This is a genomic window from Xanthomonas axonopodis pv. maculifoliigardeniae (assembly GCF_041519315.1).
GTDB classification, from domain to species: domain Bacteria; phylum Pseudomonadota; class Gammaproteobacteria; order Xanthomonadales; family Xanthomonadaceae; genus Xanthomonas; species Xanthomonas euvesicatoria.
This window is the reverse complement of the sequence record NZ_CP167998.1, coordinates 4,011,416-4,025,569: the sequence shown is the minus strand read 5'-3', so window position 1 is coordinate 4,025,569 and position 14,154 is coordinate 4,011,416. Positions and strand designations below refer to the sequence as shown.

General features: G+C 63.3%; 12 protein-coding genes. 10 read left to right on the top strand and 2 right to left on the bottom strand.

What is annotated here, in order from left to right; translation table 11 throughout:
- Positions 1 to 47 precede the first annotated feature (47 nt).
- Positions 48 to 1,436, bottom strand: coding sequence for a DEAD/DEAH box helicase (locus ACDH77_RS17030; RefSeq protein WP_008576904.1), 1,389 nt, complete (start codon positions 1,434 to 1,436; stop codon positions 48 to 50).
- Positions 1,437 to 1,744: 308 nt separating this feature from the next.
- Here ACDH77_RS17030 and ACDH77_RS17025 point away from each other — a divergent pair, with 308 nt between their 5' ends.
- Together ACDH77_RS17025 and maiA are read left to right on the top strand one after the other, a co-directional pair.
- Positions 1,745 to 2,803, top strand: coding sequence for a fumarylacetoacetate hydrolase family protein (locus ACDH77_RS17025; protein WP_181388266.1), 1,059 nt, complete (start codon positions 1,745 to 1,747; stop codon positions 2,801 to 2,803).
- Positions 2,804 to 2,834: 31 nt separating this feature from the next.
- On the top strand, positions 2,835 to 3,497 hold the full coding sequence (gene maiA / locus ACDH77_RS17020) for a maleylacetoacetate isomerase (protein ID WP_109291097.1): 663 nt from the start codon (positions 2,835 to 2,837) through the stop codon (positions 3,495 to 3,497).
- Positions 3,498 to 3,828: 331 nt separating this feature from the next.
- Here maiA and ACDH77_RS17015 read toward each other — a convergent pair whose 3' ends face one another.
- A complete protein-coding gene (locus tag ACDH77_RS17015; RefSeq protein WP_008576907.1) occupies positions 3,829 to 4,962 on the bottom strand; it encodes a PilT/PilU family type 4a pilus ATPase in 1,134 nt (377 codons plus the stop codon).
- A 98-nt stretch (positions 4,963 to 5,060) separates the two neighbouring features.
- Between ACDH77_RS17015 and ACDH77_RS17010 the strand changes: the two genes are divergently transcribed.
- The 8 genes from ACDH77_RS17010 to ACDH77_RS16975 all read left to right on the top strand — a co-directional run bounded on the left by ACDH77_RS17010 (position 5,061) and on the right by ACDH77_RS16975 (position 14,141).
- Positions 5,061 to 5,444 (top strand): DUF4398 domain-containing protein, encoded by a 384-nt coding sequence (locus tag ACDH77_RS17010; protein WP_042774027.1) that lies wholly within the window; start codon positions 5,061 to 5,063, stop codon positions 5,442 to 5,444.
- Positions 5,441 to 6,331 carry a membrane protein gene (locus tag ACDH77_RS17005; RefSeq protein ID WP_031424951.1) on the top strand — a complete coding sequence of 297 codons (891 nt, stop codon included), beginning with the start codon at positions 5,441 to 5,443 and terminating at the stop codon, positions 6,329 to 6,331. Before ACDH77_RS17010 ends, ACDH77_RS17005 begins: the two co-directional genes overlap by 4 nt.
- A 351-nt stretch (positions 6,332 to 6,682) precedes the next feature.
- The gene (locus ACDH77_RS17000) at positions 6,683 to 6,901 is read left to right on the top strand and encodes a YdcH family protein (RefSeq protein WP_003484103.1); all 219 of its coding nucleotides are present in this window, start codon (positions 6,683 to 6,685) and stop codon (positions 6,899 to 6,901) included.
- Between the two features lie 234 nt (positions 6,902 to 7,135).
- A complete protein-coding gene (locus ACDH77_RS16995) occupies positions 7,136 to 8,506 on the top strand; it encodes a pyridoxal-phosphate dependent enzyme (protein WP_218540181.1) in 1,371 nt (456 codons plus the stop codon).
- 99 nt (positions 8,507 to 8,605) lie between these two features.
- Positions 8,606 to 9,793, top strand: coding sequence for a cystathionine gamma-synthase (locus ACDH77_RS16990; protein ID WP_031424950.1), 1,188 nt, complete (start codon positions 8,606 to 8,608; stop codon positions 9,791 to 9,793).
- A 1-nt stretch (position 9,794) separates the two neighbouring features.
- Positions 9,795 to 10,628, top strand: a complete 834-nt coding sequence (locus tag ACDH77_RS16985; protein WP_031424949.1) for an ABC transporter permease — start codon at positions 9,795 to 9,797, stop codon at positions 10,626 to 10,628.
- Positions 10,618 to 11,985: an ABC transporter ATP-binding protein gene (locus ACDH77_RS16980; protein ID WP_042774025.1), complete on the top strand. Its 1,368-nt coding sequence runs from the start codon at positions 10,618 to 10,620 to the stop codon at positions 11,983 to 11,985. Before ACDH77_RS16985 ends, ACDH77_RS16980 begins: the two co-directional genes overlap by 11 nt.
- Positions 11,986 to 12,017: 32 nt before the next feature.
- On the top strand, positions 12,018 to 14,141 hold the full coding sequence (locus tag ACDH77_RS16975) for a class I SAM-dependent methyltransferase (RefSeq protein ID WP_218488652.1): 2,124 nt from the start codon (positions 12,018 to 12,020) through the stop codon (positions 14,139 to 14,141).
- The last annotated feature ends 13 nt before the right edge of the window (positions 14,142 to 14,154 follow it).

Sequence of the window (14,154 nt, the reverse complement as noted above, 5' to 3'; positions counted from 1 at the left end):
GAACAAGGGCCGCATCGCGGCCCTTGTTCTCAGCGCATGCCCAGCGCTCAGGCGCCGCGGTTGGCCGGACGGCCATTGCCGCCACGTCCACCATCGCGACGGCCTGCGCCCGCGCCAGCGTTGGCCTGACGCGGCCCGCCGCTGCGCTGGCCACCCGGCTTCTTCGGGCCGGCATGCGCATGCGCCTGACGCGGTGCATCGCCATGCGGACGACGGGCGTGGCTCTTGCGCGGCGCGCGCTCGCCACCCGGCTGCTCGGCGCGACCCGGCGCGCTGTTGCCCCAACGGATCGGGGTCTGCGGCTCGTAGCCCGGCACGTCGCGGATTTCCACGTCGCGGCCCAGCATGCGCACGATCTGGCGCAGCAGCTTGGCTTCGTCCTGCGCCACCAGCGAAATCGCCTCGCCGGTGGAGCCGTTACGGCCGGTGCGGCCGATGCGGTGCACGTAGTCTTCGGCCACCATCGGCAGGTCGTAGTTGATGACCTTCGGCAGCTGGTCGATATCGATCCCGCGCGCGGCGATATCGGTGGCCACCAGCACGGTCACGCGGCCTGCCTTGAAGTCGCTCAGCGCACGCATGCGCTGACCCTGGCTCTTGTTGCCATGGATCGCCGCGGTCTTGATGCCGGACTTCTCCAGGAACAGCGCCAGCTTGTCGCTGCCGTGCTTGGTGCGCGCGAACACCAGGGTCTGCTCGCGGCTGTCCTGCGCCAGCAGGTGCAGCAACAGATCGCGCTTGCGCGCGCCATCGACCGGGTGCACGCGGTGGGTGATGCTCTCGGCCACGGTGTTGCTCGGGGTGACCTGGATCTGCATCGGGTTGCGCATGAACTCCAGCGCCAACTGCTTGATGTTCTCTTCGAAGGTGGCCGAGAACAGCAGCGTCTGACGGTCCTGGCGCGGCAGCTTGGTCAGGATGCGCTTGATCGACGGCAGGAAGCCCATGTCGAGCATGCGATCGGCTTCGTCCAGGATCAGTACTTCGATACCGGACAGGTCCACGCTGCGACGTTCGATATGGTCGATCAGGCGGCCCGGGCAGGCGATCAGCAGGTCCACGCCACGACGCAGCGCATCGAGCTGGTTGCCCATGCCCACGCCGCCATAGATCACCGCGCTGGGGATGCGCAGGTACTTGCTGTAGCCGCGCAGGCTGTCGTGCACCTGGGTGGCCAGTTCGCGGGTGGGGGTCAGAATCAGCGCGCGCGGCTTGCGCGGGCCGTTGACGGTCTGCGGCGCGGTGCCAAGGTGCTGCAGCAGCGGCAGGCCGAAGGCAGCGGTCTTGCCGGTGCCGGTCTGCGCGCCGGCCAGCAGGTCGTGACCGGCCAGCACCAACGGGATCGCCTGCTGCTGGATCGGGGTGGGGGTTTCGTAGCCCTGCTCGGCCAACGCGCGCAGCAGGAAGGGCGCAAGGCCCAGGGATTCAAAAGACATCAGGAAGCTCCAAGTAAAGCGTCGCCGCCAAGCCAAGCCCGGAGCGCAAACGCATTGCAGATGCAAGAAGGTGAGGCTCGGAGCGTTCCCGTGAACCGCGCTGCGAGATGGTGGATCAACCCGATCAAGGAGCGATGGGTTTGTCGGCACCACGAAAGGCGTCGGGTGGGGCGGGCGAGCGGATCGATCGATCCTGGCCTCGCCGGCTGTCCCTAAGGGAAACGGACGGCCGCATGCAGACCCGGCAAGTGTACTCGCGTTTGGCGCGCTGCACAAAATCGCGGTTTCGCGGTTGTGGTCACGGTCAGTTGTTTCAGGTGCAACCAGTAGTGCGGCAGGCCGTACAATCGTCCGATCAGCCACAGCACAGGATGGTCATGAAGCTAGGTTCCCTGAAGGAAGGCGGCCGCGACGGCAGCCTGATCGTGGTCTCGCGCGACCTGCGCACCGCCGTGCGCGCCACCGGCATCGCGCCCACGCTGCAGCGCGCGCTGGAGGACTGGAGCAATGTGGCGCCGCGCCTGAATGCCTTGTCGGCCTCGCTCAACGATGGCAGCGCCGACGGCGTGTTCGATCTGGATGTGCAGGCCTTGGCCGCCCCCTTGCCGCGCGCCTACGAGTTCGTCGACGGCAGTGCCTACCTGCCGCATGTGGAGCGGGTGCGCCGCGCACGCAATGCCGAAGTGCCGGAAAGCTTCTACACCGACCCGCTGATGTACCAGGCCACCAGCGCCGGCTTCTATGGCCCGCGCGATGCCATCAAGGTGATCAGCGAGGACTACGGCATCGACCTGGAAGCGGAGATTGTGGTCATCACCGACGACGTGCCGATGGGCGCCTCGCCCGAGCAGGCGGCCGCGCATATCCAGTTGATCGGCCTGGTCAACGATGTCTCGCTGCGCAACCTGATTCCGGCCGAGCTCGCCAAGGGCTTTGGTTTCGTGCAATCCAAGCCGCGTTCGGCGCTGTCGCCGGTGTTCGTCACCCCCGACGAGCTGGACGATGCCTGGCGCGACAACAAGGTGCATCTGCCACTGGTCACGCACGTCAACGGCGCCTGGTTCGGCGCGCCCGAAGCCGGCAACGACATGCAGTTCGACTTCGCCCAACTGATCGCCCACGCCGCCAAGACCCGTCCGCTGTCGGCCGGCACCATCGTGGGCTCGGGCACCATCGCCAACCAGGACACTGCCTTGGGCGCCTCGTGTTTTGCCGAGCAACGCGTGGTCGAGACGCTGCGCGACGGCAAGCCCAGCACGCCGTTCATGGCCTTTGGCGACGTGGTGCGGATCGAGATGTTCGATGCCAGTGGCGTCAGCATCTTCGGTGCGATCGAACAGCGCGTCGAGCGGCAGCCGCTGCCATGACCTGCGGCGCAGCGACGACAGGCGGTCGCGTATGAGCGCGGCCCTGGAGCTGTTTTCGTACTGGCGCTCCAGCGCGGCGTATCGCGTGCGCATCGGTCTTGGGCTGAAGGTGCTGGATTACATCGCCCGCCCGGTGCATCTGGTGCGCGATGGGGGCGAGCAGCACGCGCCGGCCTATGCGCAACTCAATCCGCAGGAACTGGTGCCGACGTTGCGGCATGGCGATGTGGTCATCACGCAGTCGCTGGCGATTCTGGAGTATCTGGAAGAGGCATTCGCGCGCACCACGGCGCTGCTGCCGCGCGCGCCTGCCCAACGCGCCCGGGTGCGCGCATTGGCGCAGCTCATCGCCTGCGATGTGCACCCGCTCAACAACCTGCGCGTCATGCAGGTGCTGGAGCGCGAGTTCGCGCTGGAGGGCGCACAACGCCAGCAGTGGACACGGCGCTGGATGGAGCGGGGCTTTGCGGCACTGGAAACGCAGCTGGCGCGCGATGCGCAGACCGGGTGCTTCTGCCACGGCGATGCACCGGGCCTGGCCGATTGCGTGCTGATCCCGCAGCTCTACAACGCGCACCGGTTCGAGGTCGATCTGACGCCGTATCCGACCCTGCGGCGCATCGAGCAGGCCTGCCTGCAGTTACCGGCCTTCGACGCGGCGCGCCCGGAGATGCAGGCCGACGCGGTGGGCTGAGGGCAGGCTGTCACAGCCCTCATCCGCCCTTCGGGACCTTCTTCCGTGCCACGGGAAAAGGGCAGGCAATCACCCGGTTCGGGCAGTCGGCGTCACGCCAGGCGAATTGGAATGCAAGTTTGAGAGCTTCGGCACCGGCACCTGAAAGCACCGTGCGAGCGCCGATCTCGTCCTTCTCCGCAAGCGGGAGAAGGTGGCGCGCAGCGCCGGATGAGGGCGCCGGTTGCATCGGCATCGCGAATGCGGGTGCGCGTGGCAGAGTTCGGCCTGAAGGGGCAGGATCCAGCGGCCCCCGGTGACGCAAGATCACCGATCGTCGCCGCTAAACCGATTAGATGAACCCGTGACTGATCTTCGGTGCCGCGGCCGCTTCGTAATCCGCATACGGGTCGTGCTCGCCGGAGCCGCCCTCGGAGAGACGGAACTTCAGCGCCAGGCCGTCGCGCGAGTCGGCCGCGCGCAGTGCTTCTTCCTGCTCGATTTCGCCCGACTTCACCATCCGGAACAGGCATTGGTCGAAGGTCTGCATGCCTTCTTCCAGCGACTCTTCCATCGCTGCCTTGACCTCGTGCACCTGGCCGCGCCGTAGCAGGTCGCGGATCATCGGGGTATTGAGCAACACCTCGGTGGCGGGGCGGCGGCGCCCGTCCACGCCCTTGACCAGGCGCTGGGAGACCACTGCGCGCAGATTCAGCGCCAGGTTCATCAGCACGTTCTTGTGCGCGCTTTCCGGGAAGAAATTGAGGATGCGCTCGATGGTCTGGTCGGCGTTGTTGGAGTGCAGCGTGGCCAGGCACAGGTGGCCGGTTTCGGCGAAGGCGATCGCCGCCTCCATGGTTTCGGCGTCCAGGATCTCGCCGATCAGGATCACGTCCGGCGCCTCGCGCATGGCGTTCTTCAGCGCGCTCTGGAAGGCGTGCGTGTCCAGGCCCACCTCGCGCTGGTTCACGATCGACATCTTGTGCTTGTGCAGGTATTCGATCGGGTCCTCGATGGTGAGGATGTGCCCGGTGGTGGTGCTGTTGCGGTGGTCGATCATCGACGCCAGCGAGGTCGACTTGCCCGAACCGGTCGAACCCACCACCAGCACCAGCCCGCGCGGGGTCATGATGACGTCCTTGAGCACCTGCGGCAGGTTGAGCTCTTCGATGCTGGGAATCCGGCTGCGAATGGCGCGAATCACCATGCCCACCTCGCCGCGCTGCTTGAAAACGTTCACGCGGAAACGGCCGGCATCGGGCAGGGCGATGGCCATGTTGAGCTCGAGCTCGCGTTCGAACTGCGGCACCTGGCCTTCGTCCATCAACGAGTAGGCGATTTTCTTGACCATTCCCGGCGGCAACCCCGTATTGCCGAGCGGGTAAAGCTTGCCCTCGATCTTGATGTACACCGGCGCGCCGGTGGTCAAGAACATGTCCGAGGCATTCTTTTCGGTCATCAGCTTCAGGAAGTAGCCGATATCCATGCGCAATGGTTCCCCAACAAACAGCAGCGTCTCGTTGCAAGTCCGCCGCAGGCTTCCGACAATGGCCGTGCTCGAGACTTCTCGCTACGGCTCCCCTAATGACGGCTAGCTTCGCATACTTGCGGCGATCCCTGTATGGCATCGCCTGTTTCATGGTCCTTTCCTCTCCGGCCGCCGCCCAGGTGGCACCGGAGCTCACCGCCGCCGAACAGGCCGTGCAACGCGCCACCCAGGCCGATGCCGACCAATACGCCCCAGACCTGGTCAACCTGGCCCGCCAGGAATTGATGCAGGCCCAGCAGGCGCAACTGGACAAGCGCCAGCGCAAGCAGGTGCCCCAGATCGCCTTGCGCGCCGCCGCCGACGCCGACCTGGCCAAGGCCCGCAGCGAAGAAGCGGTGGTCGCCGCTCAACTGGAACAGCGCAGGAAGGAAGTGGCGCAGTTGCAGAACACCCTCAATACCGGGGAGGGCGGCCGATGAAACTGCGCCCCCTGCTGTATCTCGGTGTGTTGAGCCTGGTCACGTTGCCGCCGCTGGCGATGGCGGCCAAGGACGACCCGCAGGCCGACGCGCTCAACCGGCGCCTGGCCGCACTACAGAACGACCCGCAGACCAATGATCTGGCGCGCTTTGAGCGGCTGCAGGCACAGCAAAGCGTGGCTGCGCTGGCCGAGGCCAAACGCCGCGACCGCGACGAGCTGGTGTTTCTGGCCGACCGGCGGGTCGAAATCGCCGAACTCACCGCCCGTACCGCGCTGGCGCGGCGCGAATTGGACCGCCTGGAAGGCACGCGCAACGACTTGCTGATCGAAGCCAGTCGCCGCGATGCCGCACGGGCGCGCCAGGAAGCCGAACGCCTGCGCGTGCAGGCGCAGATCCAGGCCGAGGCCGCCGAGCAGGCACGCCAGGCCGCCGAACAGGAAGCGCTCGCCCGCCAGGACGCCGAGCTGGCGTTGACCAGCGTGGCCGGCAAGCAGACCGCCAAGCTCAACGCGGCCCAGCAGAAGGCGGTGCAACTGGCGCATGAGGAGGCCGAGCTGGTCGCCGGGGCCAAGCTGCCGGCCGCCAAGTTCGACAGCCGCGGCGAAGTGTTTTCCCTGGGCAGTGGCGCCTTCGGTGGCAAGGCGGCGTTGTCCGGGGATGCCGCCGGGCAGGCCAAGGCATTGGCCGAATATCTGAACATCGGCAAGAAGGGCCGGGTCAGCATCGTCGGCTTCGACACCGATGCAGCCATTGCCAAGAAGCGTGCCGAAGCACTGCGCGATGCGTTGGTGGCAGGCGGCGTGTCGGCCTCGCGGCTGCAGGTCACCGGCACCAAAGGCGCGGCCAGCAAGACCCGCGCGGCCGAGGTCGTTGTCGCGCCCTGATGTCATTTGTTGCAAGTGATTGGAAGTTAAGGTCTTTTAACCCGTGCATGACGCCTGGTTGAACCGCGGTCACTGATTGAGGCAGGGAACGGCAAATGCGGCCGTTTCGGTCTTGAACCCCCTGGGCGACCGGCGTAGGGTCGTACCTCCGGGCAGCAACTCCGCGGCCCGGGAAGTACGGAGGGCCGGGCCAGTGATGCAGAGGCACGCAACGAGACAACATGGTGGAGCAGTTGTTGGTGGTTCCGCCGGTGTGTCGGCCTTTGCAACGCGTTGGTCTTCCATCCCCAAGCTGCGCCCCGTGCCTTCGCTGGCCGGGGCGTTCTTGTTTTAAGTGAAGGAGGTAACGCCATGTTCGAAGGGCAACCGCAGACCGAAATCGACGCATTGATGAAGTCCGATCCCCAGTTCAAGCAGCTCTACCAACGCCACAAGCTATTGAACAAGAAATGCATGGATGCCGAACTCGGGGTGCTCCCGATCGACGACGTGACCTTGGGCCAGATGAAGCGCGAGAAGTTGCAGGCAAAAGAAAAGCTCACCCGGATGTACGACCAGCTCACCCACTGATCCTTCCCCACCGTTAGAACAAGTTCACCGTCGCGGGCGGTGGCGGCCTCCTCGTCGGCTTGCCACCGTCCGCGTCTTTAGTTGGAGCGGCGTTTGCTGGCGGGGCACATCGGCGAACGGTTGAGCCTGTTCGTTCATCGGCCTGTGCAATCGGTTCAATGCTGAATGAGCATTCCCCGGCGGTTCGTCGGATAATGACCGGTCTAGCCCGCGTGGCGCAGCGACGATATCCCGATGGCGATTCATTCCTCCGTACTCGAACTGATTGGCAACACGCCGATCGTCAAGGCCCAGCGCCTGGACACCGGCGTCTGCGAGCTGTTCCTCAAGCTGGAGGCGAATAATCCTGGCGGATCGATCAAGGACCGCATCGGTCTGTCGATGATCGAAGCGGCCGAGCAGCGCGGCGATCTCAAGCCCGGCGCTACCCTGGTGGAGGGTACCGCCGGCAACACCGGTCTGGGCTTGGCCCTGGTGGCGCAGCAGAAGGGCTACCAGTTGATCCTGGTGGTGCCGGACAAGATGAGCCGCGAGAAGATCTTCAATCTCAAGGCCATGGGCGCCAACGTGGTGCTGACCCGCTCGGATGTGGCCAAGGGCCACCCCGAGTACTACCAGGACCTGGCTGCCAGGATCGCAGCCGAGACTCCCGGCGCCTACTTCATCAACCAGTTCGGCAACCCGGACAACCCGGCCGCGCACGAATTCGGCACCGGCCCGGAAATCCTGGCGCAGATGGGCGGCCAACTGGACGCCATCGTGTTCGGTTGCGGCAGCTCCGGCACCATGACCGGCCTGTCGCGCGCCTTCGCCAGCGCCTCGCCGCACACCGAACTGGTATTGGCCGACCCGGTCGGCTCGATCCTGACCCAGTACATCGAAGAGGGCACGGTCAGCGAAAAGTCCGGCAGCTGGTTGGTCGAAGGCATCGGCGAGGATTTCCTGCCGGATATCTCCGACTTTTCGCGGGTCAAGAAGGCCTATTCCATCAGCGACGCGGAAAGCTTCCATACCGCGCGCGAGCTGCTGGCCAAGGAGGGCATCCTCGGCGGCTCGTCCACCGGCACCCTGCTGGCCGCGGCGCTGAAGTATTGCCGCGAGCAGACCACGCCCAAGCGCGTGCTGGTGTTCGTCTGCGATACCGGCAACAAGTATCTGTCGAAGATGTACAACGACTACTGGATGCTCGACAACGGCTTTTTGGAGCGCCCGCAACATGGCGATCTGCGCGACCTGATCCTGCGCCCTTACAACAAGCGCGACACCGTGGTGGTGGGCCCGAAGGATCTGCTGACTACTGCCTACCAGCGCATGAAGTTGTACGACGTGTCGCAGTTGCCGGTGATCGACGACGGCGAACTGGTGGGCATCGTGGACGAAAGCGACGTGTTGCTGCATGTCTATGGCGACGAAGCCCGTTTCCGCGACCCGATTTCCACGGCCATGGTCAGCAAGCTGGATCGTCTGGACGTGGCTTCGCCGATCGAAGCGCTGCTGCCGGTGTTCGACCGTGGCCAGGTCGCCATCGTCATGGACGGCACGCAATTTCTTGGCTTGATCACCCGCATCGACCTGCTCAACTACCTGCGCCGTCGCGTGCAGTGATCGTGCAGTAATCCGGCACTGCCGCGCGCTCGGATGAGACGCGCGGCACGGGCCATTCAGACCTGCTTGTTACAATCGCCCACTTTTTCGGGAACCTCCATGTCCAATCGCACCACTCATAGCCATGACGGCGAGCGCGCGCTGTCGCTCGCAACGCTGGCGATCCATGGAGGGCAGTCGCCAGATCCGAGCACCGGCGCGGTGATGCCGCCGATCTATGCGACGTCCACCTATGCGCAGTCCAGCCCCGGCGAGCACCAGGGCTTCGAATATTCGCGCACCCACAACCCCACGCGCTTCGCCTACGAGCGTTGCGTTGCCGCGCTGGAAGGCGGTACGCGCGCATTTGCGTTCGCTTCCGGCATGGCTGCCACCTCGACGGTGATGGAGTTGCTGGATGCCGGCAGCCACGTGGTGGCGATGGACGACCTGTACGGCGGCACCTTTCGCCTGTTCGAGCGCGTGCGCCGTCGCACCGCCGGCCTGGATTTCAGCTTCGTCGACCTGACCGACCCGGCCGCTTTCGAAGCTGCAATCCGCCCCGACACCAAGATGGTGTGGATCGAAACCCCGACCAACCCGATGCTCAAGCTGGTCGATATCGCTGCCATTGCAGCGATTGCGCGCAAGCATGGCCTGTTGATCGTGGTCGACAACACGTTCGCTTCCCCGATGCTGCAGCGCCCGCTCAGCCTGGGTGCGGATATCGTCGTGCACTCGGCCACCAAGTATCTCAACGGTCACTCGGACATGGTCGGCGGCATCGCGGTGGTTGGCGACAATGCCGAGCTCGCCGAGCAGATGGCGTTCCTGCAGAACTCCATCGGTGGCGTCCAGGGCCCGTTCGACAGCTTCCTCGCCCTGCGCGGCCTCAAGACCCTGCCGCTGCGCATGCGCGCGCATTGCGAGAATGCCCTGGCGCTCGCGCAATGGCTGGAAACCCACCCTGCGATCGAAAAGGTCATCTACCCCGGCCTTGCTTCGCACCCGCAGCATGCGCTCGCGAAAACCCAGATGTCCGGCTTCGGCGGCATCGTCTCCATCGTCCTCAAGGGCGGCTTCGACGCAGCCAAGCGTTTCTGCGAAAAGACCGAATTATTCACCCTGGCCGAATCGCTCGGTGGCGTGGAAAGCCTGCTCAACCATCCCGCCGTCATGACCCACGCCTCCATTCCGGTTGCCCGCCGTGACCAGCTTGGTATCAGCGATGCGCTGGTGCGGCTGAGCGTGGGGATTGAGGATGTGGGGGATTTACGGGCCGACCTTGATGACGCGCTGCGGAGCTGACATGCACGATGTGCTGCAAAGGGCGACTCGCATTTCGCCGACTGGTCCATTCCACGCATTGTTGCATTACCCCAGTCTGACCATGGAGATGACCAGGCGTGACGTGCTTGGTCGCTACCGCGGCGCAAGCTTTGGTCTGCTGTGGTCGTTGATTAGTCCTTTCATGATGCTAGTCATCTACACACTGGCATTTGGTTACGTGCTGAAATCACGCTGGCCCGGCACCAGTGGCAACATCGCGGACTTTGCCATGTTGCTGTTCCTCGGGCTGATCGTGCATGGGCTGTTTGCCGAATGCCTGGCGCGTGCGCCTACCTTGATTATCGGTAATTCGAACTTGGTCAAGCGGATCGTGTTTCCGCTGGACGTGCTGCCGTGGACGATGGTGATGTCTGCACTGTTTCATGCCTTTACCAATTCGCTGGTATTCGTTCTGCTGAACCTGATCGTGCGGCATGAGCTGCATCCGACGCTGGTCTTCCTGCCAATCGTCTTTCTGCCACTGGCGGTCGGATTGCTCGGGTTGGGATGGCTGCTGTCTTCCCTTAGCGTATTCCTGCGCGATATCGGGCAGATGACTGGTGTGATCGCCACGGCAACGCTGTTTCTGTCTTCTGCCATCGTTCCCGTGAGTACGCTGCCACCGAAGTACCAATTTGTTTTTCACCTCAACCCCCTCACGTTCATCATCGACGAGGCGCGCGACGTCGCGTTTTGGGGGCGTGCGCCGGATTGGACTGGGTTGGGGCTGTATACGCTCGGCGCCTTGGCGTTTGCTTATCTTGGCTATTTTGTTTTTCAGAAGACGCGTCGAGGATTTGCCGATGTCCTCTGAACTCCAGGTTGCGTCACACGTGTTGAATCCGATTTCCGGCGACGCCGACCTGATAGTCGATGCACGTGGGGTCGGCAAGTGCTATCACATCTACGATCGACCTTCGCACCGCTTGTTGCAGGGCTTGGTTGGCGGCTCGCGTCGCTATTACCGGGAATTCTGGGCACTGCGCGGCGCCGACTTGCAGGTGCGTCGGGGCCAAACGGTTGGCCTCATCGGTCGCAACGGTTCGGGGAAATCGACGTTCTTGCAGATGATCGCCGGCACGTTGACTCCAACAGAGGGCAGCATCCAGGTAAAGGGGCGCGTCGCAGCGTTGTTGGAATTGGGAAGCGGCTTCAACCCCGAATTTACTGGGCGCGAAAACGTCTATCTCAACGCCGCCATTCTCGGATTGAGCAAGGAGGAAGTGGATTCGGCGCTTGATCGCATTCTCGCCTTTGCCGACATTGGCGCGTTCATCGACCAGCCGATCCGCAGCTACTCCAGTGGCATGGTGGTGCGATTGGCGTTTGCGGTGCAGGCGCAGGTGCATCCGCAGTTGTTGATCGTCGACGAAGCCTTGTCGGTCGGCGACGCAAAGTTTCAAGCCAAGTGCTTTGCGCGTCTGAAACAGCTCAAGGACGACGGCGCTTCGATCCTGCTGGTCAGTCACTCGGCCGATCAGATCGTCCAGCACTGCGAGTTTGCCCAGCTGCTGGACAGCGGCCGCGTCCTGCGTCAAGGCAAACCCAAGGACGTGGTCAATGCCTATTACAACCTGTTGTTCGGTAGCGGAGATACCGATGCTCTCTCCTCCGATGCAGGCGAACGGGCTGCAGAGGCGCCATTTGAAGAGACTGTCCCATTTTCCGGTGCGGACAGTAGCTACGAGTCGCGTCCTAACTACAATCCGAACGAATTCCGCTGGGGCGATGCAGCGGTCCGTATCACCGACTTCGAGTTGAGATCGGCGCAGATGCTTTACCCGCCGATTCTTGAATCCGGGCAGGAAGTACGCCTCGTGGTCAGGATGGTGTTCGATCGTGAGGTGGTTCGGCCAATCATCGGGTTCACCTTGAAGACGGCAGAGGGGGTCGTGGTTTACGGCACCAATAGCGAGTACAAGCCACTGCCTGCGTTCATAGCCGGCGGCATCGCTGGCAGCACGGTCGATGTGGTGGCCGTCTTCCGCTGCGACTTGGCCGATGGCGACTATTTCTTATCCGTCGGCGTGGCCAGTCGCGGCGAAGAAGATGTGGTACCGCATGACAGGCGCTACGACAGCATCCATTTCAAAGTGATCAACGCTGACTTTTTCGGTATGGGCGGACTTGATATGCGGCTGGAAATGGCTGCTCCTCGCCAGTCCGGCTGACCAGTCGCATTGATGATTCAAGGAAACATTGCATGAACGATCTATTGGTAGCAGCTGGCTATGTCCTGCCTGCCGACGTTGCCGTGTGGCGCCGCGAGGGTTATGACAGTATCGACTACAGCGATGGTGACAACTCAGAAGATGGACTTCTGGCGACGTTACGCGCAGCTGCCGACGTCAGTGTGTTCTCGGCCGAACTGGCAGTTGCTTGCGTTGATTGGCCGAGTCGTTATCACCTGTCCACGGAGCGGGCGAATCTGCTGCGGCCGTTTGCGCAGTATCTTCAGCCAGGTGCGCGAATTCTCGAAATCGGCGCCGGATGCGGTGCGATCACCCGCTACCTCGGCGAGAGCGGGGCGGACGTTCTGGCGCTGGAAGGCTCGTTGCGGCGTGCCAGCATTGCCCGCGAACGTACCCGTGAGTTGCGCAATGTCGCTGTGGTGGCCGAGCGTTTCCAGGACTTCGCTGTTGCCGAACGCTTCGACGTCGTGACCTTGATCGGCGTTCTGGAGTACGCCAGTCTGTTCTCCGATGCAGAGAATCCCGCGTTGCACATGCTACAGGCCGCAAGGGAGTTGTTGGCGCCGGGTGGGCGACTGATTTTGGCCATCGAGAATCAGCTGGGCCTGAAATACATGGCCGGCGTGCCGGAAGACCATCTGGGACATCCGATGGTCGGGATTGAAAATCGCTATCAACCACGTGGCGCACGCACCTACGGAAGATCCGAGCTCGATAGATTGCTCCGTGAAGCCGGGTATGGGCGCAGCCGCTTTTCGGCGCCTTTGCCCGACTACAAGATGCCGGCAACGATCGTCACCGAGCGCGGCCTTTCTGCCGATCCGGCGCACTTCGATGCTGGCGCGCTGGCCGCACAGGCGGTTCGTCGCGATCCTCAACTCACACCGACGACCTTCAATCTACAGCGCGTCTGGCCGGTGGTCGCTTCCAACGGTTTGGCACTGGATCTCGCCAACTCCTTCTTGGTCGAAGCTGTGGCCGAAGACGTGGTGATGGCCGAACAAACCGAATTGGCTTACCACTACAGCACGCAGCGGCTGGCTTCTTATGCCCGCGAAACGCTTTTTGTGGTGGAGCCTGACCGGTCGTTGCGGGTACGCGCACGCAGATTGTCCGATTTGCCTCCAGCAGAGGGCGGCGTTCGCTTGCATGTGCAAAGCGATTCTGACTACTTTCAAGGGGTTTTGCTGGTCGACGGAATCCGCGCGGCACTAGCCAAGCCCGGTTGGACCCGGAACGACATCGTTGCGGAAGCGCGTCGCTATTTGCATGCTTTGGCGCAGGTTCTCCACGACGATGGGCATGTCGTATCGCTGGACAGTGCCGACAGCATTTTGCCCGACGACTATCTTGACGCCACCCCATCGAATTTGTTGTGCACCGCTGATGGTCGGATCGTCTACTTCGATCGCGAGTGGGTCGTCGAGCGTCCAACGCTGGGCTGGCTACTGCTGCGTTCGCTGCTGTTTACTTATGGCGGCAGTGTCGTGGCCACGATGGCAGAGGGCGAGCCGATCAATCTGCGGACTCTGTTGCTGGACGTTTTTGTTGACGTGTTTGCTTCGGTGCCAAATGGCAATTTTGATCTGTGGGTCGACCGCGAATTGGTATTTCAGCGGCAGGTGACGGGTAAGGACCAGCGTGACGCAATCGAGGGCATGCTGGATGTGTCCGTGCCGCGCACAGCGGGGCACGTCCCGGGCGGCGACGGAAGGCACCTGGAGATCGCCGACGGGTTTGCGTCGCTGCAGCACTCGCTCAATCTGGCGGGCCAGCACGGCGTAAACATGTACGCGTCCATCGCGCAGCTACATACTTCTCTTGGAGACGGTCTTGCATATATGCAGCCGACCTTGCAGCGGATCGAGGCCGTCGTTCAGCAATTGGCCGAAGGGCAAGGCGCGTTGCATGACCGGCTCGTTGCCACCGACGGCCGTCTGGTGGAGTCGATCCAGCACTGGGGAACTCAGCAGAGCGAGCTGACCGCGAGGCTTGGCGGCGCGCTTGAGAAGATTGAGTCATCCGAAGCGCTGCGTGCACTGGAATCCAAGTTGGATGCGATGGCCGAGATTCAGAATCAGCAGATGGCCATGCTCGTGAAGATGCAAGGGCGCAGATGGTGGAAGCTGCGGTGACAGTGCCCACCGC

What these genes read in the sequence shown, in the direction of transcription:
- ACDH77_RS17030 (WP_008576904.1), bottom strand. Translation starts at nt 1,436, where the DNA reads ATGTCTTTTGAATCCCTGGGCCTTGCGCCCTTCCTGCTGCGCGCGTTG.
- maiA (WP_109291097.1), top strand. Translation starts at nt 2,835, where the DNA reads ATGAGCGCGGCCCTGGAGCTGTTTTCGTACTGGCGCTCCAGCGCGGCG.
- ACDH77_RS17015 (WP_008576907.1), bottom strand. Translation starts at nt 4,962, where the DNA reads ATGGATATCGGCTACTTCCTGAAGCTGATGACCGAAAAGAATGCCTCG.
- ACDH77_RS17010 (WP_042774027.1), top strand. Translation starts at nt 5,061, where the DNA reads ATGACGGCTAGCTTCGCATACTTGCGGCGATCCCTGTATGGCATCGCC.
- ACDH77_RS17005 (WP_031424951.1), top strand. Translation starts at nt 5,441, where the DNA reads ATGAAACTGCGCCCCCTGCTGTATCTCGGTGTGTTGAGCCTGGTCACG.
- ACDH77_RS17000 (WP_003484103.1), top strand. Translation starts at nt 6,683, where the DNA reads ATGTTCGAAGGGCAACCGCAGACCGAAATCGACGCATTGATGAAGTCC.
- ACDH77_RS16995 (WP_218540181.1), top strand. Translation starts at nt 7,136, where the DNA reads ATGGCGATTCATTCCTCCGTACTCGAACTGATTGGCAACACGCCGATC.
- ACDH77_RS16990 (WP_031424950.1), top strand. Translation starts at nt 8,606, where the DNA reads ATGTCCAATCGCACCACTCATAGCCATGACGGCGAGCGCGCGCTGTCG.
- ACDH77_RS16985 (WP_031424949.1), top strand. Translation starts at nt 9,795, where the DNA reads ATGCACGATGTGCTGCAAAGGGCGACTCGCATTTCGCCGACTGGTCCA.
- ACDH77_RS16980 (WP_042774025.1), top strand. Translation starts at nt 10,618, where the DNA reads ATGTCCTCTGAACTCCAGGTTGCGTCACACGTGTTGAATCCGATTTCC.
- ACDH77_RS16975 (WP_218488652.1), top strand. Translation starts at nt 12,018, where the DNA reads ATGAACGATCTATTGGTAGCAGCTGGCTATGTCCTGCCTGCCGACGTT.